We start from the raw sequence: 22,531 nt of genomic DNA, 5'->3' as shown, positions 1-22,531 counted from the left end.
GCCCGCAGTCTCATACCTCCAGCGCGGTGGAGGTCAAGGGCAGTTCGGCGGTGACCACCACGATGTCCGCGCTGCTGTCCGCCGGGGTCCGCCAGCTGTGCTCGACCCCGGCCGGGATGGCCAGCTGATCACCGTTGGCCAGGTAGGCCATCCGGTCGCCCAGGCGCACGTCCAGCGCGCCGAAGCGCACGTAGAGCAGCACGGAGCCCCGGGCGCGGCGCGGCGGGCAGGCGGCCCCGGGCGGAAGGGTGGTGCGCACCGCGGTCAGCACGGGTCATCGGCTCCCCTGTGAGAACACTAGTTCCACAGCTGATAGTACGGAGCCTAACTATCTCGCGGCAAACTAGAGTGCCCGCATGGGCATTGACGGGATGGCCGACGCGGAGGAGATCCTGGCGGCCTGGCGCCGGGAGCGGCCGGACCTCGAGGTGTGCACGCTGGCCCCGTTCATCCGGACCTTGCAGGTCACCCAGCTGCTGGCGGCCGAGGTGGAGAAGGTCTTCCTCGAGCACGGGCTGCGCCGCGGCGAGTTCGACGTGCTCACCTCGCTGCGCCGGGCGGGCGCCCCGTTCATCCTGACCCCCTCGGAGCTGGCCGACCTGCTGATGCTCTCCCGCGCCGGCATGACCAACCGGCTGGACCGCCTGGAGAGCGCCGGTTACGTGGCGCGGCGGCTGGACCCTGGCGACCGGCGCAGCTTCCTCATCGCGCTCACCGAACGGGGCCGCGAGCTCATCGACGAGACCTTCACCGCGCACATCGCCAACCTGCACCGGCTGACCGCCAAGGTCACCCCCGAGCAGCGCGCGGTGCTGGACGAGATCATGCGCACCCTGCTCGCCGACCTGCGCTGACCGGTTTCTGTCGGCCGTGCGGGCTACCGTCTGCCCATGACGGTGGAGACGGTCCTCGCCGATGCCTTCCGCACCGAGTGGGGGCAGGTGGTGGCCACCCTGATCCGGGTCACCGGTGACTGGGACCTGGCCGAGGAGTGCGCCCAGGACGCCTTCGCCCAGGCCATGGAGACCTGGCCGAGGGACGGGGTGCCGCGCAGGCCGGGCGCCTGGCTGACCACCGCGGGCCGCAACCGGGCGATGGACCGGCTGCGCCGCGAGGCCGTCGGCAAGACCAAGCTGCGCGAGCTGGCCGCCCAGCCGCCGCCGGAACCCGAACCCGCCGACGACAGCGGGGTGCGCGACGACGAGCTCCGGCTGATCTTCACCTGCTGCCACCCCGCGCTGCCGCTGGAGGGCCGGGTCGCGCTGACCCTGCGCACGCTGTGCGGGCTGACCACCCCGGAGATCGCCAGGGCGTTCCTGGTGCCGGAGGCGACCATGGCGCAGCGCCTGGTCCGGGCCAAGCGCAAGATCCGCAACGCCGGGATCCCGTACCGGGTGCCGCCCGCCGAGCTGCTGCCGGAGCGGCTGACCGCGGTGCTCGGCGTGCTCTACCTGCTGTTCAACGAGGGCTACTCGGCCACCGCGGGGGAGGACCTGCTGCGCGGCGGCCTCAGCGGCGAGGCGATCCGGCTGGCCAGAGTCCTCTGTGGACTGATGCCGGATGAGCCGGAAGCGTTGGGGCTGCTGGCTTTGTTGCTGCTGCACGACGCCCGCCGCGCGGCCAGGGTGGACGCGGACGGCGACCTGGTCACGCTGGAGGAGCAGGACCGGGAGCGCTGGGACGCCGAGGAGATCGCCGAGGGCGCGGCGCTGCTGGAGACCGCGCTGCGCAGGGGGCGGCCGGGGGTGTACCAGTTGCAGGCGGCGATCAGCGCCTGCCACGCCACCGCGAAGACCGCGGCGGACACCGACTGGCCGCAGATCGCCGGGCTCTACGGCGAGCTGGCCCGCCGGGTGCCCTCGCCGGTGGTGCGGCTCAACCAGGCGGTGGCGATCGCGATGGCCGAGGGCCCGGCCACCGGCCTGACGCTGGTGCGGGAGCTGGAGGAGTCGGGCCTGCTGGCCGGCTACCACCTGCTCCCGGCCACCCGCGCCGACCTGCTCCGCCGCCTGGGCCGCGACGCCGAGGCCGCGCAGGCCTACCGGGACGCGCTCAAGCTGGTCACCGCCGAGGCGGAACGCCGCTACCTGGGGCGCAGGCTGGCCGCGCTGGCCCAGGACGGGTAGTCGGTCCACGCGGCCAGCGACTGCCTGCTGGTCAGGTGCCGTTCCTCCCCGGTGATCGGGTCGGTGAACCGCAGCGTCTTGGCCAGCAGCTGCAACGGCCGGGTGAAGTCATCGAGGGGCCGGTCGGTGATCTCGGGGTAGAAGTCGTCGCCCAGGATCGGGATGCCCAGCCTGCTCAGGTGCAGCCGCAGCTGGTGGGTGCGCCCGGTCAGCGGCAGCAGCCGGTACCGGCCGAGCCCGTCGCGCTGGTCCAGCAGCTCGAGCGTGGTCACCGCGTTCGGCGGGCCGTCCACCTCCTGCGCGGTGATCACCCCGCGTTCCTTGTGGATCCGGCTGCGCACCGTCATGGGCAGCACCAGCCCGGGGTTCACCGGCGCGACGGCCTCGTACTCCTTGTGCACCAACCGGTCCCGGAACAGCGTCTGGTAGCGCCCCCGGTCCGCCCGGTTGATCACGAACATGACCAGCCCCGCGGTCACCCGGTCCAGCCGGTGCGCCGCGCTGAGCTCCGGCAGGTCCAGCTCCCGGCGCAGCTTCACCAGCGCGGTCTGCTGGATGTGCTTGCCGCGCGGGATGGTGGCCAGGAAGTGCGGCTTGTCCACCACCAGCAGGTGCTCGTCCCGGTGCACGATCCCGATCGGGTAAGGCACCGGGGCCTCCACCGGCAGCTCCCGGTGGAACCACACCACCCCGCCGGGCACGTACGGCGCGTCCAGCTCCAGGGGTCCGTTCAGGTCGGCGATCCGCCGCTCGGTGAACATCGCGTCCAGCACCGCCGGGGTGACCAGCGGCAACCGGTCGGCCAGGTGCGCGCGCACGGTCGCCCAGGCCCCGTCCTCCGGCAGGCGCATCCGGGCCGGGTCCAGGCCGAAGCGCTGCGGTAGCGGGGGCGGGGTTCTGCGACGCATCGGGTCAGCGTACGGGGTGGAGGACGCGCCCCGCGAAATCGCCGACGCGCGCCCCCCGTTTCCCCCCTGGATGAATCGTGGCACCGATTTCCGGCGCTGGGCAGCCTGGATTTGGGCACGATTCCACCGTGAGAAAGTCATGGATTGCTTATGACCCGGCTCTCATGTTGTCGTGGTTTCGTCATCGCGGCCGGGCAATGGCGTCTCAGTAGTACGCCGAGGAGGGGGAGCGCATGCCGACAACGGTCCGGCCGGGCCAGCTGACCAGCCTGCTCGCGATCGCCGTGCCGCTGCTGGTCGGTTTCCCGGTAATCGGTTCGAGGGTGTTCTTCGACCGTAGCCCGGTGGTCGCACAGGAGTGGATTTTTCTGTTCGGCCTGGTGCTGCTGGGCGGTGCGATCCTGTTCCGGATCCGGCGCGGACAACCATCCCGCGCCGTGGCGGCCGCCTTTGTCAGTGGCCAGCTCGCGGTCCCGGCCTTGATCATGCCGTACCCGTTGCTGAGCGGTTTCGCCGTTCTGCTCACCGCCTGCACCCTGCTGGTGGTGCTGCCCGCGCCGTGGGACCGGATTTCCTTTCTGGTGGTCGCGGCCGGAGCCTGTCTTTTCCTGGTTCCGGCGTATCCGGAGGTGGTCCTGCAGGCGGTGCCGGCGGGCCTGGTCGCCTCGATCGCCCTGTTCGCCACCATCCGGGCCGCCGAACTGGCCCAGCGCCTGGCCCGCAACCGGCACGCGCTGGCCCGCCTCGCGGTCGCCGAGGAGCGGCTGCGGGTGGCCAGGGACCTGCACGACTCCCTCGGCCAGGAGCTCACCGCGGCCGGCCTGCGCGCCGAGCTCGCCGCCCGCCTCACCGCCATCGACCCGGCCGCCGCCGCCGAGCAGCTGCTCGCGGTGCAGCGCGCCACCGAACGCGCCCTCGACGGCGTCCGCCAGGTCGCCACCGGCCTCTGGCGCCCGGAGTTCGACGAGGAGCTCGAACGCGGCACGGCCCTGCTCGAAGCCGCCGGTGTCCGCGCCGAGCTGCGCCTGCGCGCCGCCGCGCCGCCCGGGGCGAGCTGGGCGCTGCGCGAGGCGATCACCAACGTGCTCAAGCACAGCACCGCGCGCCGCTGCGTGGTGACCACCGAGGAGAAGGACGGCATGTTCCGCCTGACGGTCGACAACGACGGCGCCCACGCCAGCCCCGGCAGCCCCGGCAGCGGCCTGACCGGCCTCACCGACCGGATCACCGCCCTCGGCGGCCGGGTGCGGGCCGGACCGGCCGCCGGTCGCCGCTTCCGGCTGCTGGTCGAGCTCCCGGTGACGCGGTGATCCGGGTCGCGGTGGCCGAGGACATGACCGTGCTGCGCGAGGCCCTGGTCAGCCTGTTCCGGCTGGAAGCCGACATCGAGGTGGTCGCCGAGACCGGCCGCGGCGACACCGTGGCCGAGCTGGTCGAGCGGACCAGGCCGGACGTGCTGCTGCTGGACATCGAGCTGCCCGGCGCCGACGGCCTGACCGTGGCCCGCCACCTGCGCGCCACCACCCCCGAGCTCCGCCTGCTGCTGCTCAGTGTGCTGGACCGCCCCGCCGTGCTCCAGGAGGCCCTTTCCCTTGGCGTGCACGGCTTCCTGCCCAAGGGCCGGTCGGTGACCGTGGTGCTGGACGCGATCCGCCGGGTGCACCGCGGCGAGACGGTGATCACCTCCGACGGCCGGATCGGCGCGCCCAGCCCGCTGACCCGGCGCGAGCTGGCGGTGCTGGAGCTGATGGCCCGCGGCGACACCGCCAAGGAGGTCGCCCGCACGCTGAACCTGGCCACCGGCACCGTGCAGAACCACATGACCCGGGTGCTGGACAAGCTCGGCGCGCGCAACAAGGTCGACGCCATCCGCCTGGCCACCGACCACGGCTGGCTGACCGGCTACAACAGCTTGTCCTGAGTGATCGGCACCTCCCGGATCCGCCGCCCGGTCGCGTGGAACACCGCGTTGCCGATCGCCGCCGGCACCCCGGTCAGCGGTGTCTCGCCGAACCCCCGCGCGCCCAGCGCGGCACTGGTCGGGTCCGGCTTGTCCACGAAGTGCGTCTCGATCGCCGGCACGTCCGCGTGCACCGGCATCAGGTAGGTCGACAGGGTGGCGTTCATGATCCGCGCGTGCGCCGGGTCCACCACCGCGTGCTCCATCAGCGCGAACCCGATGCCCCAGATCGTGCCGCCGATGGCCTGGCTGTGCGCGGTGCGCCGGTTGAGCACCCGGCCGGGGTCGTAGGCGCCGACCACCCGGCTCACCGAGACCTTGCCGTAGCGCGGATCCACCCGCACCTCCACGAACACCGCGCCGGTGGTGTGGTTCGGCGTGTTCGTGCTGTTGCCGGTGGCCGTCACCGGTTTCCCGTGCCGGGCAAGGACATCGCGGTAGCTGTCCCGGCGACGGCGGTCCCGGTCGAACAGGTAGCCGTGCTCGGCGCCGATCCGCTCCGGCGGCAGGCCGTGCAGCGGTGAGCGCGGATCGGCCACCGCCAGCCGGATGACCTCGGCGCGGGCCGCGGTCGCGGCCTGGTCGACCGCGCCGGTCACGCTGTTCACCGTGGCCGAGCCGAAGGAACCGGTCGCCGCCGGGTAGTCGGTGTGGCCCAGCTGGGTGGTCACCGCGGTCAGCGGCATGCCCAGCGCCTGCGCGGCGACCTGGGTGAGCACGGTGTAGGTCCCGGTGCCGATGTCGTGCGCGCCGGTGCGCAGCGTGGCCCGGCCGTCGGTGCCCAGGGTGAGCTGGGCGGCCGAGGGCAGCGCGGTGCAGGAGTGCGCCTCGGTGGCCATGCCCCAGCCGATCCGGATGTCCCCGTCCCGCATCGAGCCGACCCTGGGGTCGCGCCGGGACCAGCCGAAGGCGCGGGCGCCGATCCGGTAGCACTCGTCCAGGTGCTTGCTGCCCCAGCGCTGGCCGGTGCCGGGGTGCGTGGCGGCGTAGTTGCGCAGCCGCAGCTCCACCGGGTCGATGCCCAGCTCGTGGCTCAGCTCGTCCAGCGCGGTCTCCAGGCCGTGGTGGGCGGCCAGCTCGGGGGAGCGGATGAAGCTGCCGGTCTGCAGGTCCAGCCGCACCGCCTGCTGCCGGATGCGCAGGTTCGGGATGGCGTAGAGGGTGCGGGAGGAGTGGCTGGCGTTGTAGATCCGGTCCTCGGTGGCCGAGCACTGCTGGGTGGAGACGTGCACCAGCGCGGTGATCCGGCCGTCCCGCTTGGCGCCCAGGGTGATCCGCTGCCGGAACTCGCTGCGGTGGCCGTGCGCGGTGTAGGTCTGCGCCCGGGAGAGCACCAGCTTCACCGGCCGCGCCAGCTCCCTGGCCACGGCCGCGGTGAGCAGCAGGTGCGGCCAGGCCGCGCTCTTGGCGCCGAACCCGCCGCCCAGGTACGGCGAGACCACCCGCACCGAGGCCGGCGGCAGGTTCAGCGCCTGGGCCACCGCGGTCCGCGCGAAGTTCCCGGCCTGGGTCGACTCGTACAGCGTGAGCTGCCCGTCCGCCCAGTGCGCGATGCTCGCGTGCGGCTCCATCGGGTTGTGCAGATGCATCGGCGAACTGTATATAGCGTCGATCCGGATATCCGCTTCGGCGAGTCCGGCCTCGGGGTTGCCGCGCACGCTCTCGTTGGGTTCGCCACCGGTCACCGGCGGCACGAACTCCTCGCCCTCGGCCTCGTGCAGCGCGCTGCGGTGCCGCTCGGCCCGGTACTGGGCGTTCACCAGCGTGGCGGCATGCTGCGCCTCCTCCAGGGTCCGGGCGACCACCAGTGCGATCGGCTGGCCGCTGTGGTGGATCCGGTCGTCCTGCACCGGGATGTAGGTCTTGCGGTAGGCGGCGGCCGGCACGGTGAGCCGCGGCATGGTGAGGTGGGTGAACACCCGCACCACCCCCGCCGCCCGTTCGGCCGCGGCCACCTCGATGCCGGTGAGCCGGCCCTTGGCGATCGTGCTGAGCACCAGAACCCCGTGCAGCAGCCCGGGAATCCGCTGGTCGGCGGCGTAGGTCGCGGCGCCGGTGACCTTGGCGTGCCCGTCCACCCGGTCCACCGGCCGCCCGATCAGGTCCCCGCTCATCGCTGCCTCCCCAGCTCGGTGAGCACCCCGGTGAGCGCCCTGCGCATCAGCTCCACCTTGAAACCGTTGTGCGCCAACGGCCGCGCCCCGCGCACCGCGGCATCAGCGGCCGCGGCCAGGCTGGCCCCATCCAGCGGCCTGCCCCGCAGCACCGCCTCGGCTTCCGGCACCCGCCAGGGCAACGGAGCCACCCCGCCGAAGGCCAGCCGCACCTCCCGCACCCGTCCGCCGCGCTGGGTCAGGCAGGCGGCCACCGACACCACCGCGAACTCGAAGCTCTCCCGGTCCCGCAGCTTCAGGTACCGCGACCGCGCGGCCAATGCCCCGGTCGGCACCTCCACCCCGGTGATCAGCTCACCCGGCCGCAGCACGTGCTCCACCTGCGGCGAGTCACCCGGCAGCCGGTAGAACTCGGCGAAGGCGATCCGCCGCGCCCCGGCCGTGCCCTGGGTGAGCACGGTGGCCTCCAGCGCCTGGAGGGACACCGCGAGATCTGAGGCGTGCACCGCCACGCAGTGCTCGCTGCCGCCGAAGAGCGCGTGCATCCGGTTGTGCCCGGAACGGGCGGGGCAGCCGCTGCCGGGCTGCCGCTTGTTGCACGGGAACCCGCTGTCCCGGAAGTAGCCGCACCGGTTGCGCTGCACCAGGTTCCCGCCGATCGCGGCCATGTTCCGGATCTGCGGCGAGGCCGAGTTGAGCAGCGCCGAGGCCAGCACCGGCGCCCGGGTGCGCACCGCGGGATGCGCGGCCACCTCGGCCATCCGGGCCAGCGCGCCGATCCGGATGCGGTCCGGCAGCACCTCGATGTCGTTGAGCGGCAAGGCGTTGATGTCGACCAGCCGGTCGTGCGCCTGCACGCCGTCCTTCATCAGGTTCAGCAGCTCGGTGCCACCGGCCACGTACGCGGCTCCGGGAGTCGCGGCGGCGCGCACGGCTTCCTCGGTCGCCCGAGGGCGGACATAGCCGAAGGCCCTCATCCCCGCCCCTCCTTCGCCGCATCTCGCACCGCGGCCACGATGTTGGGATAGCAGCTGCACCGGCACAGGTTCCCGCTCATCCACTCCCGGATCTCCGCGTCCGACCCGGCGTGCCCCTCCTCGATCGCGGCCACCGCGGACATGATCTGCCCCGGCGTGCAGAACCCGCACTGGAAGGCGTCCCTGCGGATGAACGCCGCCTGCACCGGATGCAGCTCCCCGTCCCGCGCCAGCCCCTCCACCGTGGTGATCCGCTGGCCCTGCCGCATCACCGCCAGGGTCAGGCAGGACTTGATCCGCTGCCCGTCGGCCAGCACCGTGCACGCCCCGCACTCGCCGCGGTCGCAGCCCTTCTTCGTCCCGGTCAGGCCAAGCCGCTCGCGCAACGCGTCCAGCAGGGTGACCCGGGGTTCCACCGAGACCCGGTGGTCGGCGCCGTTGACGCGCAACGTGATCTCCACGCTCGCCCCCGGTTCCACACCGTCCACTGTGGACTCTGATTCGGCAGCGACCGCGGTGGCGGGCAGGGCGCCCGCCGCGATCGCGCCCGCCGCGGTGACGCCGCCTGCCCTGAGCACGGTCCGCCGGGTGGGCCGGACCTGTGGGTGATCGGACACCGCGCCTCCTCGTCTCAGCCGGTCAGGTCAGTTCGCCGGGTGCGGCAGCTCGGTCAGCTCGATCCGGCGGTCGAAGTCGGCCCGGATCTCGCCGGCGGCCAGGCTGACCACCTCCGAACATCGTCGGCCGGGTCGACGTGGGTGCGGTAGGGCCTGCCGTCGTGGTCCCGGCCGGCCGCCGGAGTTCTCCGTGCTTCTTGTTAGCGGTGATTCGCTAACTATGCGATCGACGATAACACTCGCGCGTTAGCGGCGCTAGCCTCTGGCTGTTATCAGTGTAATGTTCAAGCCTTATTTTTAGCCCTGTATTGACTTGTGGCCGTGGCCGTCATTACGTTCGGCCCGCCAACAAACTCACCGCCGCCACCCCCTGCGTGACGCCCGGGAAAACGCTTGCTCTGCCTGGGTGTCGCGTCCCTGCATCGTGGCAGAGGAGTGCCCTGTGACGTGGAGACGGATGGCGACGGCGGCGACAGCCGCGGTGGTCGCCGCGAGTTCGCTGACCCTGGTGTCCGCACCGGCCGCCGGCGCGGCGGTCACGCCCAACGCCTGGTACAAGGTGGTGAGCAAGGCCAGCGGCAAGTGCGTGGACGCCCGTGGCGCGGCCGCGGTCAACGGCACCGCCGTGCAGCAGTACACCTGCAACGACACCACCGCCCAGCAGTGGCAGTTCCAGGAGAGCGGCGGCGGCTTCTTCCGGCTGAACAGCCGCATCGACGCCGCCCAGGTCATCGACGTGGCGGAGAGCTCCACCGCCGACGGCGGCCTGACCCACCTGTGGACCTACGGCGGCGGCGCGAACCAGCAGTGGCAGCCGGTGCAGCAGGCCGACGGCTCGCACCGGCTGGTCAACCGCAACAGCGGCAAGTGCCTCGACCTGACCGAGGGCTCGCAGGCCGACAGTGTCCAGTTCCAGCAGTGGACCTGCTTCGAGGGCTCGCCCAACCAGTCCTTCGACCTGGTGCTCGTCGGCGGCGACCCCGGCCCCGGCGACCCGGACTTCGGCCCGAACGTCTTCGTCTTCGACCCGTCCACCCCGCAGTCCACCATCCAGAACCGGGCGAACACGATCTTCCAGCGGCAGGAGCGGGCCCAGTTCGGCCCGGACCGCTACGCCATGCTGTTCAAGCCGGGCACCTACGACGTCGACGTCAACGTCGGCTACTACACCCAGGTCCTCGGCCTGGGCAGGCACCCCGACCAGGTGAACATCCGCGGCGCGGTGCACGTGGAGGCGGACTGGTTCCAGGGCAACGCCACGCACAACTTCTGGCGGGCCGCGGAGAACCTGTCGGTGACCCCCACCGGTGGCATGGACCGCTGGGCGGTCTCCCAGGCCGCGCCGTACCGCCGCATGCACGTGCGCGGCGACCTGCAGCTCGACGACAACGGCTGGTCCAGCGGCGGGTTCATGGCCGACAGCAAGATCGACGGCCAGGTGCGCTCAGGCAGCCAGCAGCAGTGGTTGTCCCGCAACACCAACTGGGGCAGCTGGAGCGGGTCCAACTGGAACATGGTCTTCGTCGGGGCGAACAACGCCCCCGCCGGCAACTTCCCGAACCCGCCCTACACCAGGATCGACCACACCCCGCAGATCCGGGAGAAGCCCTTCCTCCAGGTCAACGCCGCCGGGGCCTACGAGGTCTTCGTGCCCACGCTGCGCGACAACTCCAGGGGCACCACCTGGGAGAGCGGCAACCAGCCCGGCCAGGCGCTGCCGATCAGCTCCTTCTTCATCGCCAAGCCCGGCACCAGCGCCGCCGCGATGAACCAGGCGCTGGCCGAGGGCAAGAACCTGATCGTCACCCCCGGCATCTACCGTCTGGACCAGACCCTGCGGGTCACCCGCCCGGACACCGTGGTGCTGGGCATGGGCCTGGCCACCCTGATGCCCGGCAACGGGATCACCGCACTGACCGTGGCCGACGTGCCCGGCGTGAAGATCGCCGGACTGCTCATCGACGCCGGCACGACCAACTCCAACCTGCTGATGGAGGTCGGCCCGCAGGGCTCCACCGGCAACCACGCGGCCAACCCGACCTCGCTGCACGATGTGTTCATCCGGATCGGCGGCATGGTCGCGGGCAAGGCCACCACCAGCCTGGTGGTCAACAGCCGCAACGTGATCGGCGACCACCTGTGGCTCTGGCGCGGCGACCACGGCGACGGCATCGGCTGGCACACCAACACCGCGGACGTGGGCCTGGTGGTCAACGGCGACAACGTGAGCATGTACGGCCTGTTCGTCGAGCACTACCAGAAGTACCAGACCATCTGGAACGGCCAGGGCGGCAAGACGTTCTTCTACCAGAACGAGATGCCCTACGACCCGCCGAACCAGGCGGCCTGGATGAACGGTTCCACCAGGGGCTACGCGGCCTACAAGGTGGGCAACCACGTCACCAGCCACGAGGCCTACGGGCTGGGCAGCTACTGCTTCTTCAACGTCAACCGCAGCGTGGTGGCCGAGCGGGCCTTCGAGGTGCCCAACCACCCCGGCGTCCGCTTCCGGCACATGGTCACGGTGTCCCTGGGCGGCGGCGCGGGCACCATCAACCGCGTCATCAACAACTCCGGCGGCACCGCGGGGCCGGGACAGGTGGTGCAGAACCTGGTGAGCTACCCGTAGCTCACCAGTAGCCGCAACGGTCCGGGTCGCACCTCGCGACCCGGGCCGTTCGCTATCACATTCCGATCGCGGAAAGCCGTGGCCGATAACACTCCGCACTGTCGCCGCGACGACTGGCTGATCGGAGGTACACCACATGACTCGTCGCCTGCTGTTGCCAGCCGCGGTCCTGTGCACGTTGACCGCGTGCGCGGGTTCGCCGCCGGCCGATCAACCGTCACCGGTCACCAGCACCACCACGACCCACTCGTCACCGGCCACCACCACCTCCGCGCCTCCGAAACCGGTGTCCCGGCGTGTCGGCGACACCGCTTCCGTCGGTTGCCCGAGCAGCGGCCCGGACGACTGCACGATGCGCTTCACCATCACCAAGGTCACCAAGTGCGTCGGCAGGGGCCACCCAGGCGACTCGCCGCCGGAAGGCACCCAGCGTCGGCTGCTGTGGATCGAGGTGCGGACCGGCACCGAGTACCGGGTAGACAACCTGCCCTCGAGTTGGTTCACCCAATTCCAGGCGATCAGTCGCCAAGGCGTGACCTCGGGCCAGATCAATCCATCAACGGGCTGGGAGTGCGCGCCGACGAAGGACCGGATCGGGTTCGGCGACGAGAACTGGCTGCCCGGCAAGACTTACGCCGGGGCGATCGAGGTCTACCTGCCGGATGACGCAACGAAGGTCGTCAACGCCGAGGGGCTGTGGGAATGGGAGCTGTGAGCGTTCGCTCGTCCAGCTCCCGTACCGCGCCGCCGGACCGATGTCGTTCAGTTGCGCTGGACCCGGCTCAACCCGGTCAGGAGCCGTTCCATCACCTCGGGGTCGACCTCGTGCGGGTCGTTGGCCAGCCGCTCGGCCTCGGGCGAGCGCCTGCGCTCCCGGCGCGGCAGCGGCACCGCCTCGGCGGTCACCCCGCCCGGCAGTGGCAGCTCGCACCACAGCATCCGGCCCCGGTCCAGGGCCACCACGCCCAGGTTCGGGCCCTCCATGTCGGGGGTCGCCTCGGCCGGGCGGCCGTCGGCCACCTCGATCACCAGGCTGTCCCCGCTGACCCGCAGGCGCACGGTCAGCATGCCGGGCCGCTTCGGGTCAGCGCTTTCCACCACCGCGGCCACCAGTTGGCCCGCCGCGGTGGAGGCCTCCTCCAACAGCGGCCGCAGGGACCACTCGCGCAGGGTGAACTGAGCGAACAGGTCGGCGCAGTTCACCGCGGTGGGGAGCGCGACTAGCTGGATGTCGTCGACCTGTGCAGTCTGTGGGGTCACCGGGTTCCTTCTTCCGCCATTTCGGGAGCCTCGGGTGTCACTCGAATAGGGGATCCTGCCACACGCTGTAGACATCCGGTGATACCGCATCCGCTTTCTTGCCGGGTGTCAACCTAGGATGACCAGGTGGAGATGGACCGGTTGATGACGTTGACCAGGGCGACCGGCGTGGACGACCCGATCGAGGGACTCGCCGCCGCCGCGGAACTGCGCCGCGAACTGGAACGTCTGGAGGCCGTGCTGGTCCGCCGGGCCAGGGTCGCGGGCCGGACCTGGACCGAGGTGGCGGCGGCGCTGGGCGTCAGCAAGCAGGCGGTGCACAAGAAGCACGGCCGCACCGCGCTGTTCGGCCGCCGCGCCGACTAGCTACTCCGGCAGGCGTCGCCGCCCGGCGAACCCCAGATCCCGCCGGTGGTACCAGAGCAGCTCGGTGTCGCCCTCCAGCCAGCACAGCAGCACTGGCACGTTGTCCAGCTCGGCCGGGAAGTCCACCAGCAGCGGCGCGAACCCCTTCAGCTCCGCCCCGGTCTGCTGGACCTGGGTCATCAGCTCGTCCAGCCGCGCCTGCGCCGCCTTGAACTCCGGCAGTCCGCCCAGCGGACTCGGCTCGCCACCCGGCGCCACCGCCACGGCCAGCTCGGCGGCATCGGCGCGCAGCGCGACGACCTCGGTCAGCACCGGCAGCAGCGCGGCCAGCTCGGCCCTGGCCTCGGCCACGGTGAACAGTCCCATGCGGACCAGCCTGCCACAGCCGCTTGACCTCTAGTTACGTAGAGCTAACACACTCTCCTCATCAGCGACTTCGGTCCATCGAGGACCACGGCGAGAAGTTCACGCCGACTTTGTCGGGGGTGTGCGCAACCATCACCTCACGCACCGCCCCGGCCCGGACACTGTGGGGAGCCATGGACATCGACATGAACGCCTGGATGGCGCTGGAAAGCGCGATGCAGGACAAGTCAGGGCGCACGGTCACCCGTGCCACCCTGCGCCGCATCGCCCGCTTCGCCAAGCCGCAGTACCGCGCGGTGGCCGTCCTGCTGGTGCTCAGCGCGCTGGCCGCGGTGCTCGCGGTGGCCACACCGGTGCTGGCGGGCTGGGTGGTCGAGGCGATCGTGAACAAGCAGCCGGTGGACACCGTGGTCTGGCTCTCGGTGCTCATCGCCGGGATCGCGGTGGTGGAGGCCGGGCTGAGCATGGCCGAGCGCTGGCAGTCCTCCAGGGTCGGCGAGGACCTGATCCTGCGGCTGCGCGAGTCGGTGTTCGCGCACGTGCAGCGGATGCCGGTGGCCTTCTTCACCCGCACCCGCACCGGCGCGCTGGTCAGCCGCCTCAACAACGACGTGATCGCCGCCCAGCGCGCCTTCTCCAGCACGCTCTCCGGCGTGGTCACCAACATCATCGCGCTGGTGCTGGCCGTGGCGGTCATGGTCAGCCTGTCCTGGCAGGTCACCCTGCTCGCGCTGATCCTGTTGCCGGTCTTCGTGATCCCGGCCCGGCGGGTCGGGCGGCGGCTGGCCGGGATGGAACGCGAGTCGGCCAACCTCAACTCGGCGATGACCACCCAGATGACCGAGCGGTTCTCCGCGCCGGGCGCCACCCTGATCAAGCTGTTCGGCAGGCCGGCCGACGAGGAGGCCGAGTTCGGCGCGCGGGCCCAGCGGGTGCGCGACATCGGCGTGCGCACCGCGGTGCGGCAGTGGGTGTTCATGGTCGCGCTGGGCCTGGTCTCCGCGCTGGCCCTGGCCCTGGTCTACGGCCTCGGCGGCTACTTCGCGCTGACCGGCCAGCTGGAGGCCGGCACCGTGGTCACCCTGGCGCTGCTGATCACCCGGCTGTACTCGCCGCTGACCGCGCTGGCCGGGGCCCGGCTGGACGTGATGACCGCGCTGGTCAGCTTCGACCGGGTGTTCGAGGTGCTCGACCTCAAGCCGCTGATCGAGGAGAAGCCGGACGCCCGCGAGGTGCCGGAGGGTCCGGTGTCGGTGGAGTTCGACGACGTCCGCTTCAGCTACCCGGCCGCGGACAAGGTCTCCCTCGCCTCGCTGGAGGAAGTGGCCACTTTGGACAGTCGCGGCGGCGAGGAGGTGTTGCGCGGGGTGTCCTTCCGGGCCGAACCCGGTCAGCTGATCGCCTTGGTCGGCTCCTCCGGCGCGGGCAAGTCCACCCTGGCCTCGCTGACCCCGCGGCTCTACGACGCGGACTCCGGCAGCATCCGGCTCGGCGGCGTGGACGTGCGCGACCTGTCCTTCGACGCGATCAGGGACACCGTCGGCATGGTCACCCAGGACGGCCACCTCTTCCACGAGAGCATCGGCGCGAACCTGCGGCTGGCCCGGCCCGGCGCCAGCGATGAGGACCTGTGGGACGCGCTGCGCCGCGCCCGCCTCGACGAGCTGGTGGCCTCGCTGCCGGATGGCCTGGACACCGTGGTGGGGGAGCGCGGCTACCGGCTCTCCGGCGGTGAGCGACAGCGGCTGACCATCGCCCGCCTGCTGCTGGCCCAGCCACGCGTGGTGATCCTGGACGAGGCCACCGCGCACCTGGACTCCAGCTCGGAGGCCGCGGTGCAGGAGGCGCTGGTGGAGGCGCTGGCCGGCCGGACCTCGCTGGTCATCGCGCACCGGCTGTCCACCATCAGGGCGGCGAACCTGATCCTGGTGGTGGAGAACGGCGAGGTGGTCGAGCGCGGCACCCACGAGGCGCTGCTGGCCAAGGGCGGCCGCTACGCCGAGCTGTACAACACGCAGTTCGCGGACAGCAAGGAATCCGTGATCGCTGGATAGCCTGTACGCCTCGCGGCGCCGCCGGACGCGGCGCCGCGAGCGGACGTTGGGGACAAAGGAGTTCTGGTGTCGGTGCGACGGCAAGTCGGCAGCATGACCGAGACGGTGGTCGAGCGGATGCCCGCCCCCGATCCCACCGCGGCCGCCTTCTTCGACGTGGACAACACCATGATCATGGGCGCCTCGATCTTCCACCTGGCCCGCGGCCTGGTCGAGCGCAAGTTCTTCCGCACCGCCGACCTGCTGGGCTTCGCCTGGAAACAGGTCAAGTTCCGGGTGCTGGGCCGCGAAGACCACCAGGGCATCGAGGACAGCCGAGAACAGCTCCTCTCCTTCGTCGCCGGTCGCCGCACCGACGAGCTGGCCGCCCTGTGCGAGGAGATCTTCGACTCCCGCATCGCCTCCCGCGTCTGGCCCGGCACCCGTTCCCTGGCCCAGCTGCACCTGGCCGCGGGCCAACGGGTCTGGCTGGTCACCGCCGCCCCGGTCGAGCTCGCCGAGATCATCGCCCGCCGCCTGGGCCTGACCGGCGCGCTGGGCACCGTCGGCGAACGCGAGAACGGCGTCTACACCGGCAGGCTCGTCGGCGGCCTGATGCACGGCCAGGCCAAGGCCGACGCGCTGCGCGTGCTGGCCGAGCGGGAGGGCCTGAACCTGGCCAACTGCGTGGCCTACTCCGACTCGCACAACGACCTGCCGATGCTCTCCGCGGTGGGCACCGCCATCGCGGTCAACCCCGACTCCGGCCTGCGCGAGATCGCCCGCACGAGAGGCTGGGAGATCCGCGACTTCCGCACCGGCCGCAAAGCGATCAAGATCGGCCTCCCCACCATCCTGGCCACCTGCGCCCTGGCCGCCGCGATCACCGCCGTTGTGGCCGGCCGCCGCCGCATCTGACAAGGCCCGCCCCCACGTCTGACGAGCCCCACCCCCGCGTTTGACCAGACCCGGTAGCGGAAATCCGGTACCTGCGCTGCCGTCCCAGCGCCCGCCCCGCACGGCGGAAACCAGACGCACAAGCGGGAGGACCGCCATGCTCAGTCAGGGTGACCGCCGCCGGCTGGAGGAACTGGCGAGCCAGCTGGAAGCCGAAGACCCCGTCTTCGCCGAGGGCCTGCGCGCCGGCCGTCCAGCCCCGCCCAGCGACGACCGCCGCTGGCCGGTCATCGCCACCGGCCTCCTCGCCGCCACGGCCTTCCTCATCGCCATGGCAACCCTGTCCCTGCCCCTGCTGTTCGTGGCCCTGTTCGGCCTGGGCTGGGCCGTCACCGCCTACCGCGAACGCGTCCGCCGAGCCCACCACTGGACCACCCGCGCCCAGCGCCGTCGCCTGAGCTGACCCACCCCACCCCGCTGAACTCCCGCTCCACCACCCTGCCTGCCACACGCCTTCGCCCGCGCCGCCTTCCCACCGCACTGCCCCTCGCCGCCGCGCCCGCGCACGTCCGGCCGCCTCCAGTCGTCGCACCAGCGTTCACCCGCAACGCCCTTGGCCCCCCGTAGCCCCGCGCGCCCGCCCTCGCCCGCCTGCCTAGCCACCGCACCCGCGTTGCCCGCCGCCCCTGGCCGCCGCGCCCGCATCCTTCCCGCGCGGCCGCTAGTCGCTCGCCCGCGCCTGCCCCCGCGCCGCCTCGGGCACCGCTCGCTGCAACCGCTCCGCCATCGCCAGCAGGTTCGCGGCCAGCTCCGGCGCGTCCACCACCTCGAACTCGATCTCCATCGCCCCCAGCATCCACGCCAGCTGCCGCACATCCGTCGCGCCCACGTGCAGCAGGCAGCTCTCCGGCCCCTCCGGCTCCACCCGCCCGATTCCGGCGAAGTTCTGCGCCTCCGACGCGTCCGCGGGCACCGGCAGCCGCACCGTGGACTGGTACTGCCACAACCGGGCCACCCGCTCGGCCACGAACGCCCCCGCGTCGTCGGTGGGCAGCTCGCGCGGGGTGAACCGGGGACCGGTCGGCACCCTCGGCCGCAACCGGTCCACCCGGAAGGTCCGCCAGTCCGACCGGTGCACGTCCCAGGCCACCAGGTACCAGCGGCGGCCCCAGGTGACCAGGCGGTGCGGCTCGGTCTCGCGCAGGCTCTCGGTGCCGTCGTGGTTGCGGTAGTCGAACCGCAGCCGCTGGTGGTCCCGGCAGGCCGCGGCGATCGCGGTCAGCGTGTCCGCGGCCACCGTCGGCATCGAGGACCGGCTCGGCACGGTCGAGATCTGCAACGCCGCCACCCGGTGCCGCAACCGTGACGGCAGCACCTGTTCCAGCTTCACCAGCGCCCGCAGCGAAGCCTCGCCGATGCCCTCGACGCTGCCGTTGGTCGCGGTGCGCAGCCCGATCGCCACCGCCACCGCTTCCTCGTCGTCGAGCAGCAGCGGCGGCAGGTCCGCCCCCGCGCCCAGCCGGTAACCACCGGCGATGCCCTTGGTCGACTCGACCGGGTAGTCCAGGTCCCGCAGCTTCTCGACGTCCCGCCGCACCGTGCGACCGGTCACGCCCAGCCGCTCGGCCAGCTCCGAACCCGACCACTCGCGTCGCATCTGCAGCAGGGTCAGCAGCCGGAGCAGCCGCGCCGAGGTCTCCTTCACCGTCCCATTCTGCCGCGACCAAGTAAGTCTTGATTTCAAACTCACCGGATGACATGGTGAGTTTGCTTTTCCATCTGACCTCAGGAGCGTGTGATGGCAAGACTTCCGGCCCGGCTGGCCGGCCACCCGTCGGTCCGCGCGGTCCGCGAGCGGCAGGCTGCGACCGGTCCCCGCGAACCCCGGGTCATCGACGCGGCCTGGCTGCGCGAGCTCTGCCTGGCCGCGGGCGCCGACGACATGGGCGTGGTCCCCCTCGACCATCCGGACCTGACCGGTGAACGCGAGCCCGCGCTGCACGCCCTGCCCGGCACTCGGAGCCTGGTCTCGCTGGTGGTGCGGATGAACCGGGACAACGTCCGCTCACCCGCGCGCAGCGTCGCCAACCAGGAGTTCCACCGCACCGGCGAGATCATCAACGAGGCCGCGCGCACCATCGTCCGCGCCCTGGAGGACGCCGGGCACCGCGCACTCAACCCCTCCGCCACCTTCCCGATGGAGATGGAGAACTACCCCGGCCGGATCTGGGTGGTGGCGCACAAGCCGGTCGCGGTGGCCGCGGGCCTGGGTGCCATGGGCATCCACCGCAACGTCATCCACCCACGCTTCGGCAGCTTCGTCCTGCTGGCCACCCTGCTGGTGGACGCCGAGGTCAGCGCGTACGGGGTTGAGCTGGACTACAACCCCTGCCTGGAGTGCAAGCTGTGCGTCGCGGCTTGCCCGGTCGGGGCAATCGGCAAGAACGGGGAGTTCGACTTCCGCGCCTGCGCCACGCACAACTACCGAGAGTTCATGGGTGGCTTCACCGACTGGGTGGAGACGATCGCGGAGAGTGCCGACGCCGAGGAGTACCGGGCCCGGGTCAGCCCGGGTGAGAGCGCTTCCATGTGGCAGAGCCTGGCCTTCAAGCCCAACTACAAGGCGGCCTACTGCCTGGCCGTCTGCCCGGCAGGGGAGGATGTACTCGAGCCCTACCTCGCCGATCGGAAGGACTTCATGAACACCGTGGTGAAGCCCTTGCAGGACAAGGTGGAAACGCTCTACGTCACTCCCGGCTCACCAGCCGGGGACTACGCCCGACGTCGGTTCCCGCACAAGCCGGTGAAGGTGGTCGGCAACGGACTGCCCGTCACCAGGCCGCGGCAGGAAGAGAAGGACGGTTGATGACCGAGGTTGTGATCACCGGGCTCGGCACGTTGAGCCCCCTGGGCGGCACCACGGCCGACACCTGGTCCGCGCTGCTGGCTGGCCAGTCCGGGGTCGAGACGCTCACCGACGACTGGGCGCGGGAACTGCCCGCCCGGCTCGCCGCCCGGATGGCGGTCGACCCGGCCAGTCAGCTCGAACGCGTGCAGGCCCGCCGGATGGACCGGTGCACCCAGGCCGCCCTGGTCGCCGCCCGCCAGGCGTGGGCCGACGCCGGCCTGGAGAAGGGCGCGGTCGACCCGAACCGGGTCGCGGTCGTCCTGGGCACCGGCATCGGCGGTGTCGGCACCCTGCTGGACAACTACGACGCGCTCCTCGGCCGCGGCTACCGCCGGGTCTCCCCGCGCATGGTCCAGATGATCATGCCGAACAGCGCTGCCGCCACGGTCAGCATCGACCTGGACGCCCGCGCCGGCGCCATCTGCCCGGCCAGCGCCTGCGCCACCGGCGCCGAGGCCCTGGCCCACGCCCTGGACCTGATCCGGCTGGGTCGCGCCGACGTCGTGGTCACCGGTGGCACCGAGGCCTGCGTCCGCTCGGTGACCATGGCGGGTTTCGCCCAGGCCCAGGCCATGTCCACCCGCAACGACGAGCCGCACCGCGCCTCCCGGCCCTACGACAAGGGCCGCGACGGCTTCGTCCTCGGCGAGGGCGCCGCCGTCCTGGTCATCGAACGCGCCGACGTCGCCGCCGCCAGGGGCCGCACCCCGTACGCCACCTTCGCCGGCGCCGCCATCACCTCCGACGCCTACGACATGGTCGGCCTGCACCCCCAGGGCGACGGCCAGATCCGCGCCATGGAGACGGCCCTGCGCGAAGCGGGCTTGTCCGCCAAGGACATCCACCACGTCAACGCCCACTCCACCGGCACCCCGGGCGGCGACATGCTGGAGGCCAAGGCCATCTACGACGTCTTCGGCGACCAGCCCCTGGTCTCGGCCACCAAGTCCATGACCGGCCACCTCCTCGGCGCGGCCGGCGCCCTGGAAGCGGTGTTCACCGTCCTGGCCATCCACCACGACGTGGCCCCGCCGACCCGCAACCTGGAGGACCCGGAGGACGATCTCCAGATCCAGGTCACCAGGGACACCCCGGTCAACCTGCCCATCAACGCCGCATTGTCGAACTCCTTCGGTTTTGGCGGCCACAACACCGCATTGGTCTTCCGCAAGCCCTGACCAGCCACGGCCCGAACCAACCGGGCCACCCCGAGGCTCGTGCCCTGGGCAGCCGGACAGCTAGACCTGAACCGGCTGCCCCAGGGCACATCCGGGGCCGACGATCAGGCCCAGGCACGACTCGCCCTGGCCTCGCTGCCGGCGCTGGCTTCTTCTTGTGCGGCGGAGCGGTTCGAGCACAGCGTGCGGGGCGTTGGAGACGCCAGCCGCCCGGCCGAGCGACTCAGTCGACCGTCCGGCCCTGCGCCGTCCACTCCGGACTGGCGAACTTCGCGCGTAGTTCGCCAACGGCCGGTTCGGCGCCGCAGGACCTGCAGGTCGGCACGGTCTCCAGGTCCGCACCGCAGCTGTGCTCGAACGTCACCGGCGCGACGTCCATGAGGTGCTGGTCACCCCACTGCCGCAACAGGTGCAGTACTCCGCGTAGCTCCAGTCCCGCCTCCGTGGCGTGATACTCGAACCGCGGCGGCCGCTCGCTGTACTGGACACGTTCCAGCACACCCGCATCGACCAGCTTCCGCAGCCGGGCGGCGAGAATGTCGCGCGGTGCCCCGATGTTCCGGACCATGCCATCGAACCGGCGCATCCCGTAGAACACCTCACGCAGCACCAGCAGCGAGTACTTCTCACCGACCACGGCCAGCGTGGCGGCGATGGAACACGGGCGCGGCGAACTCATATCCCCACGGTAGACGAGACCGTTTGAATACCCAATGCTCTGACTTCCAGCGAACCTCCCGGGGCTCTGTTCCCGTTGGTCGGAACTCTCCTTTGTGGACAGTGCTGGCGGCACCTCATGCCGGCGTGAGGTGCCCGGTGGCCTCCGCGTGCTGAGCGGGGCACGCGGTGGTCGGCGATCCGCCCTGCCGCTCGACTCCGTGGGCCGCGGGCCGGTGGCGAGGCGGGGCTTGCGGTTCAGGTCATCGCGGCTCCGGGGAGGTGTGGTAGACGCGGTTGGTGGGCGAGGTCCAGGTGAAGCGGCCACCCGGATGCTGGTTCAGCCGCCAGGGCCAGGCGGCGGTCTGCTTGAGCCGGTGGTGGTGACGGCACAGCGGACCGAGGTTGTCAGGACTGGTGGGGCCTCCGTTCTCGTGCGGGATGGTGTGGTCGAGGTCCGAGTCGTGGGCCTTGCGACGACAACCGGGGAAGGTGCAACGCGGGTTGCGCGCCTTGACCAGCTCGGTCATCCAGGTCGGCGGTTTGTAGCGCCGGGCGTCATAGCCGATCACCGAGCCGTCCGGGCCGGTGAGCAGTCGTTTGATGTTGGCGTCCATGGCCAGTTCGCGGGCCATCTCGGCGGTGATGGGACCGTGGTCGGCCAGTTCGGCTGGCTCGTCGTCGCCGAGCAGGGTGGTGATCGGCACGGTCACCCGGATCTCGGTGCTGACCGAACCGCCGTTCGCCTTGGCGGACAACAGGTCCAGCGCCACGTCGGTGCGGGTCTGGTCGAGTGTCCGCTCCTCGTCCTTCACGGTGCGGGCGAGCTTGTCGACGTAGCAGAAGGCGGCCTGGGTCTGCGGGGCCGGCGCCTTCACCGAGAGCACGGCCATGCCGTCCTCCTCCGCCCACAGTGACAGCTGCCGGGACTCCGCTGCCTTCTCCTCTCTCTTGCGGGCGGCGCCGGGGTCGGCGCGGATGACCGCGCGGCGCAGCATCGAACGCAGGCTGCCCACGCTGCGGGACCGCGCGTCGGGCAGCACCCGGTCCTCGACCGAGGCCGCCTGGTCACCGGTGAGCGGCGCCACGGCTTCGGTGATCGCCTTGGCTTTCATGTAGTCGATCCGGCCTTCCGCCAACGCGTCCAGGGTTCTGGGCAGGCGGCGGAGGTCGAGGGCGGTGGCCAGCCTGATCGCGGCCGCGCGCGGGCTCCAGCCCAGCGCCGCGGCGATCTCGTCCTCGACGAACTCGTGGATTCCGTACTTGTCATGGGTTCGGTGTTCGGCGAACCTGGCCAGGGTCTGCATCTCGACCGACTCGACGAAAGCCTTGATCCGTTGGCAGTCCTGCAAACGATCGAGCAACGCGTCGTCGTCCAAAGTGGACATATCAGCGGAGAGGGCGCCCATCGTGGCGTCAACAGACCGGGGCTGAGGTGCGTCGAGCACGGCGAGCTGCTCGAACATGGCATCAGCCTAGCGTGCGGAATGGGGCGGGATTGGCAGGTTCACCACGGGTGAAACTCGTGGCCCGGT

General features: G+C 71.5%; 23 protein-coding genes. 12 read left to right on the top strand and 11 right to left on the bottom strand.

Annotation, left to right across the window (positions count from 1 at the left end):
• Positions 1–10: 10 nt before the first annotated feature.
• Entirely contained in the window at positions 11–259 is a 249-nt protein-coding gene (locus N8J89_RS29975) for a cupin domain-containing protein (RefSeq protein WP_283660351.1), read from the bottom strand.
• A 97-nt stretch (positions 260–356) separates the two neighbouring features.
• On the opposite strand from N8J89_RS29975, the gene N8J89_RS29970 reads away from it, so the two are divergent.
• Positions 357–854 (top strand): MarR family winged helix-turn-helix transcriptional regulator, encoded by a 498-nt coding sequence (locus tag N8J89_RS29970; protein ID WP_283660350.1) that lies wholly within the window; start codon positions 357–359, stop codon positions 852–854.
• 36 nt (positions 855–890) lie between these two features.
• On the top strand, positions 891–2,126 hold the full coding sequence (locus tag N8J89_RS29965) for an RNA polymerase sigma factor (RefSeq protein ID WP_283660349.1): 1,236 nt from the start codon (positions 891–893) through the stop codon (positions 2,124–2,126).
• On the opposite strand, the gene N8J89_RS29960 is transcribed toward N8J89_RS29965, so the two are convergent.
• Entirely contained in the window at positions 2,084–3,034 is a 951-nt protein-coding gene (locus N8J89_RS29960; RefSeq protein ID WP_283660348.1) for a pseudouridine synthase, read from the bottom strand. The two genes, N8J89_RS29965 and N8J89_RS29960, sit on opposite strands and share 43 nt — an antisense overlap.
• A gap of 233 nt (positions 3,035–3,267) precedes the next feature.
• Between N8J89_RS29960 and N8J89_RS29955 the strand changes: the two genes are divergently transcribed.
• Together N8J89_RS29955 and N8J89_RS29950 are read left to right on the top strand one after the other, a co-directional pair.
• The gene (locus N8J89_RS29955; RefSeq protein ID WP_283660347.1) at positions 3,268–4,344 is read left to right on the top strand and encodes a sensor histidine kinase; all 1,077 of its coding nucleotides are present in this window, start codon (positions 3,268–3,270) and stop codon (positions 4,342–4,344) included.
• Entirely contained in the window at positions 4,341–4,955 is a 615-nt protein-coding gene (locus N8J89_RS29950) for a response regulator transcription factor (RefSeq protein WP_283660346.1), read from the top strand. The genes N8J89_RS29955 and N8J89_RS29950 overlap by 4 nt, the downstream gene beginning before the upstream one ends.
• Here N8J89_RS29950 and N8J89_RS29945 read toward each other — a convergent pair.
• From N8J89_RS29945 to N8J89_RS29935, 3 genes are read right to left on the bottom strand one after another with little or no spacing between them, the layout of a single operon-like run.
• Entirely contained in the window at positions 4,937–7,108 is a 2,172-nt protein-coding gene (locus N8J89_RS29945) for a xanthine dehydrogenase family protein molybdopterin-binding subunit (protein ID WP_283660345.1), read from the bottom strand. The genes N8J89_RS29950 and N8J89_RS29945 overlap by 19 nt on opposite strands.
• Positions 7,105–8,085, bottom strand: coding sequence for an FAD binding domain-containing protein (locus N8J89_RS29940; protein WP_283660344.1), 981 nt, complete (start codon positions 8,083–8,085; stop codon positions 7,105–7,107). The genes N8J89_RS29945 and N8J89_RS29940 overlap by 4 nt, the downstream gene beginning before the upstream one ends.
• Positions 8,082–8,702 (bottom strand): (2Fe-2S)-binding protein, encoded by a 621-nt coding sequence (locus tag N8J89_RS29935; protein WP_349497413.1) that lies wholly within the window; start codon positions 8,700–8,702, stop codon positions 8,082–8,084. The genes N8J89_RS29940 and N8J89_RS29935 overlap by 4 nt, the downstream gene beginning before the upstream one ends.
• A 442-nt stretch (positions 8,703–9,144) precedes the next feature.
• Here N8J89_RS29935 and N8J89_RS29930 point away from each other — a divergent pair, with 442 nt between their 5' ends.
• The gene (locus N8J89_RS29930; protein ID WP_502868347.1) at positions 9,145–11,331 is read left to right on the top strand and encodes a pectate lyase-like domain-containing protein; all 2,187 of its coding nucleotides are present in this window, start codon (positions 9,145–9,147) and stop codon (positions 11,329–11,331) included.
• 210 nt (positions 11,332–11,541) lie between these two features.
• On the opposite strand, the gene N8J89_RS29925 is transcribed toward N8J89_RS29930, so the two are convergent.
• Positions 11,542–11,694 carry a hypothetical protein gene (locus N8J89_RS29925; RefSeq protein ID WP_283660343.1) on the bottom strand — a complete coding sequence of 51 codons (153 nt, stop codon included), beginning with the start codon at positions 11,692–11,694 and terminating at the stop codon, positions 11,542–11,544.
• Here N8J89_RS29925 and N8J89_RS29920 point away from each other — a divergent pair.
• Complete coding sequence (locus tag N8J89_RS29920; RefSeq protein WP_283660342.1) at positions 11,684–12,046, top strand: hypothetical protein; 363 nt, start codon at positions 11,684–11,686, stop codon at positions 12,044–12,046. The genes N8J89_RS29925 and N8J89_RS29920 overlap by 11 nt on opposite strands.
• 47 nt (positions 12,047–12,093) lie before the next feature.
• On the opposite strand, the gene N8J89_RS29915 is transcribed toward N8J89_RS29920, so the two are convergent.
• On the bottom strand, positions 12,094–12,591 hold the full coding sequence (locus N8J89_RS29915) for an ATP-binding protein (RefSeq protein WP_283660341.1): 498 nt from the start codon (positions 12,589–12,591) through the stop codon (positions 12,094–12,096).
• Between the two features lie 144 nt (positions 12,592–12,735).
• Between N8J89_RS29915 and N8J89_RS29910 the strand changes: the two genes are divergently transcribed.
• A complete protein-coding gene (locus tag N8J89_RS29910) occupies positions 12,736–12,957 on the top strand; it encodes a hypothetical protein (RefSeq protein WP_283660340.1) in 222 nt (73 codons plus the stop codon).
• Here the strand turns inward: N8J89_RS29910 and N8J89_RS29905 are convergent, their stop codons facing one another.
• Complete coding sequence (locus tag N8J89_RS29905) at positions 12,958–13,323, bottom strand: DUF2203 domain-containing protein (protein ID WP_283660339.1); 366 nt, start codon at positions 13,321–13,323, stop codon at positions 12,958–12,960.
• Positions 13,324–13,496: 173 nt separating this feature from the next.
• Here N8J89_RS29905 and N8J89_RS29900 point away from each other — a divergent pair, with 173 nt between their 5' ends.
• The 3 genes from N8J89_RS29900 to N8J89_RS29890 all read left to right on the top strand — a co-directional run bounded on the left by N8J89_RS29900 (position 13,497) and on the right by N8J89_RS29890 (position 16,716).
• Positions 13,497–15,377, top strand: coding sequence for an ABC transporter ATP-binding protein (locus tag N8J89_RS29900; protein ID WP_283660338.1), 1,881 nt, complete (start codon positions 13,497–13,499; stop codon positions 15,375–15,377).
• A 93-nt stretch (positions 15,378–15,470) separates the two neighbouring features.
• Positions 15,471–16,274, top strand: coding sequence for an HAD family hydrolase (locus tag N8J89_RS29895; protein ID WP_283666281.1), 804 nt, complete (start codon positions 15,471–15,473; stop codon positions 16,272–16,274).
• Positions 16,275–16,410: 136 nt separating this feature from the next.
• Entirely contained in the window at positions 16,411–16,716 is a 306-nt protein-coding gene (locus N8J89_RS29890; RefSeq protein WP_283660337.1) for a DUF3040 domain-containing protein, read from the top strand.
• 258 nt (positions 16,717–16,974) lie between these two features.
• Here N8J89_RS29890 and N8J89_RS29885 read toward each other — a convergent pair whose 3' ends face one another.
• Positions 16,975–17,958, bottom strand: a complete 984-nt coding sequence (locus N8J89_RS29885; protein ID WP_283660336.1) for a helix-turn-helix transcriptional regulator — start codon at positions 17,956–17,958, stop codon at positions 16,975–16,977.
• Between the two features lie 93 nt (positions 17,959–18,051).
• Between N8J89_RS29885 and N8J89_RS29880 the strand changes: the two genes are divergently transcribed.
• Together N8J89_RS29880 and N8J89_RS29875 are read left to right on the top strand one after the other, a co-directional pair.
• Positions 18,052–19,119: an epoxyqueuosine reductase gene (locus N8J89_RS29880; protein WP_283660335.1), complete on the top strand. Its 1,068-nt coding sequence runs from the start codon at positions 18,052–18,054 to the stop codon at positions 19,117–19,119.
• Positions 19,119–20,339 carry a beta-ketoacyl-[acyl-carrier-protein] synthase family protein gene (locus N8J89_RS29875; protein ID WP_283660334.1) on the top strand — a complete coding sequence of 407 codons (1,221 nt, stop codon included), beginning with the start codon at positions 19,119–19,121 and terminating at the stop codon, positions 20,337–20,339. Before N8J89_RS29880 ends, N8J89_RS29875 begins: the two co-directional genes overlap by 1 nt.
• A gap of 223 nt (positions 20,340–20,562) precedes the next feature.
• Here N8J89_RS29875 and N8J89_RS29870 read toward each other — a convergent pair whose 3' ends face one another.
• Both N8J89_RS29870 and N8J89_RS29865 read right to left on the bottom strand, forming a co-directional pair.
• Positions 20,563–21,018: a winged helix-turn-helix transcriptional regulator gene (locus N8J89_RS29870; protein ID WP_283660333.1), complete on the bottom strand. Its 456-nt coding sequence runs from the start codon at positions 21,016–21,018 to the stop codon at positions 20,563–20,565.
• Between the two features lie 241 nt (positions 21,019–21,259).
• A complete protein-coding gene (locus tag N8J89_RS29865; protein ID WP_283660332.1) occupies positions 21,260–22,462 on the bottom strand; it encodes an HNH endonuclease signature motif containing protein in 1,203 nt (400 codons plus the stop codon).
• Positions 22,463–22,531: the final 69 nt, after the last annotated feature.

It is taken from the genome of Crossiella sp. CA-258035 (assembly GCF_030064675.1).
Taxonomy (GTDB): Bacteria; Actinomycetota; Actinomycetes; order Mycobacteriales; family Pseudonocardiaceae; genus Crossiella.
Note: the sequence above shows the minus strand (reverse complement) of the source record. Positions and strands in the feature narration are given on the sequence as shown.